The following is a 2,688-nucleotide window of genomic DNA, read 5'->3' as shown; positions in this document are numbered from 1 at the left end:
CGGCGGTCTTGGCCTTGACCTGCGCCAGCAGCGTTGCGTCGGCGGTGACGCAGACCTTCGGCGTGGGGGTGAGCGGCGGATCGGCATCGACAGGCGGATCGGCATCGGGTGTCGGGTCAGCATCGACCGGCGGGTCGTCGTCAGCCGTGGACGGCGGGTCGTCGTCAGCCGTGGACGGCGGGTCGTCGTCGTCTGCGACGGCGACCGTCGCGGAGCCCTGCGTCGCCGACACCGTGTAGCCGCTGAGCGCCTCCAAGGTGACGGTGATGGAGCCGTCGGGTTCGTCGAGGAGGTCGCCGGTGGTGGCGGCAGCGAACCGGACAGTGCCCGAGACGGGGACGGTCACGATGTGGAGAGTGCCGGACAGGCCGATGTCCCCGGTCGTGGAGACCCTGAGATAGACCGACAGCGCCTTCGCAGGCGCCGGGCTGGCTGTGACGGTGAACATCGCGGTGCCGCCTTCGGTGATGTCGCCGTCCGCGGTCACGCCGATCACCGGCACCGTCGGCACCGGGTCGTCGTTGTCGGCGACAGCGACCGTCGCCGTGCCCTGCGCCGACGCCACGGTGTAGCCCTTGCCCGTGTTCACGGTGACGGTGATCGACCCGTCGGGCTCGTCGGTGCTGTCGTCGTCAGTGGCGACAGCGTGGACGGCGCTGCCGCTGACGGGGATGGTGACGGTCTTCGTGCCCGCCGTGCCCGATGCGGCGTAGTCGCCGGTCTGGCTGACGGCCACCTGGACCCTCAGCGGCGCTGCGGGTGCAGGCGTGGCGGTGACGGTGAAGGAGGCGCTGCCGCCTTCGGTGATGCCCGCTGCGGCAGTGACGCTGATCTCGGGCTGCTTCGGCTTCGGCGGTGTGCCGACGGTGGTGACGGTGACGGTTCGGCTGGACTTGGACGCGACTGCGCTGCCCTCCTCGATCACCATGATCCGCACCTGGTAGTCGACGCCAGCGGTGAGGCCGGTGACGGCGTACTCGGTGGCCGAGGTGCGGGCGGCGCTGGGCTGGGCCTCGCCGACGGGCTGCCAGCGCACTTCGTAGCCGTCGGCGCCGTCGACGGCGTTCCAGCCGACGGTGAAGCCGCTGCCGGTGACGTCCGAGACGGCGACAACGCTGATGCGGCCCTCCGCAGGCGTGCGGAACAGGGGGTGGAGGATGTCGGCGACCATGTCGTCAGGGGCGTCGCGGGCGGCCAAGGGGCGCGCGAAGGTGCCGGGCGGCGACTCGCCGTGGCCGATGAGCTCGATACCGTCGTCGAGCCTGGCCCACTGCCCGGCTCGCTGGAAGTTCTTGGGCAGCTCGATCGCGATGCCCTCATAGTCGCCGACGTCGCGGGGCAGCGGGATCCTGTAGCCCTTGGGGCTGTCGGCGGCGGCAGCCACATCGAACTCGCGATGGTGGCTGTGGTCCTTGCCCCGCAGATGCACCTTGAGAGGGAACTCGGTCCTGCGGCCGATGAACAGCTCGTAGTCGGCAGTGTCGTCTGAGGGATCGCCGGGCGTGCCGTTGTCGTCGGTGACGTGCCGATGCACATGCACCCCGAACCGGTCGTCGTCGATGTGGGCGATCTTGGCGAAGTAGCCGTCGACGTCGACGCTGACCAGCGGGCCGTTGAAGGGCTGGAGTCGGGCATACACCAGTGCATCGGCCTCGACGAGGTTGTCGTCGGCGGCGTCGAGCACGACCTCGCTGCTGCGGCGGCCGGTGCGGATGGTCGGCAGCGTCACCCCGGTGGCGTCCGCGTTCACACCGGCGTCGGCGGGGTTGTGGAGGTCGCCGGGAGAGAAATCGCCGTTGAAGTCCCACAGCTCGATCTCGGGCGTCACGTCGAAGGGCACGGCCCGCGACGCGGTCACCGTCAGCCGGACGCTGCCGTCCTCGGGCAGCGACAGCGTCTTGCCGTGCTGCTCCAGCCGCAGGACGATGGGCGTGTCGTTGTCGACCACTTGCAGCCGCAGCGTCATTTCCTTGCCGTCGTAGAACGGGTCGGTCGAGGCGAAGCGGAGGATGATCTCTGCCTGGTCGAGTTCACGCTTGGAGGTGTCCTCGGCGCCGGTGACGGTGAACGACTTGTCGGCGTAGCGGGTTGTGCTGAAGGCGACGGAACTCTGCGTCGTGACGTCGCCGTCGCCTTTGGCGACGGTTGCTGTGGCTGTCACTGGATGTGTGGGCTGCTGTCTCAGCGTGAGGTAGAGGGTTCGTGTTCTGCCTTCGCCGATCGGCAGGGTGCCGGCTTCGCAGCGGCCGCTTGTGGCGTCGCAGGCGACCTTGGCGGGCGACGGCACGTATTCGTCGTCGGTGATGTGGACGGTGACGAGGTTGGCGGTTGCTCCCGTTATGGGTTCGGGGACTCGGCCGGGCTCGATGAAGAGGACTTCGTGGTCGGCGTCGCTGTCGTGTCGGGTGCGCAGGGTGACCGTGGCCTGTTTCTGGCGGGCCGCGATGGTGATGCCGGCGGGCACGGCGAGGTCGGCGGGTTCTGCTGTGGTGCGGCTGACCACCAGCGGGATGGTGACCGCTGTGGGCAGCGGCGAGGCGAGCGAGGCGGTCAGCGTGGCCGTCCGGCCTTCGACGACGCGGATGGCCGACGGCGACAGGGTGAGGCTGGGCTCGGGTTCGTCGTCGGTGACGGTGACGGTGAGCGGCTTGGGGGTGACGGTGCGGTATTCGGGGTCGGTGGTCGTGA

Annotated in this window: 1 protein-coding gene; it reads right to left on the bottom strand. The window is 69.7% G+C overall.

Going from position 1 to position 2,688, the window contains the following annotated elements:
* The coding region (locus OXG55_01285) for a fibronectin type III domain-containing protein (GenBank protein MCY4101889.1) at positions 1 to 2,688 on the bottom strand (2,688 nt) is incomplete at both ends.

It is taken from the genome of bacterium, from assembly GCA_026708055.1.
Lineage (GTDB): Bacteria > Actinomycetota > Acidimicrobiia > Acidimicrobiales > CATQHL01 > VXNF01.
The sequence above is the reverse complement of the archived record's forward strand: the minus strand, read 5'-3'. Positions and strand labels throughout refer to the sequence as shown.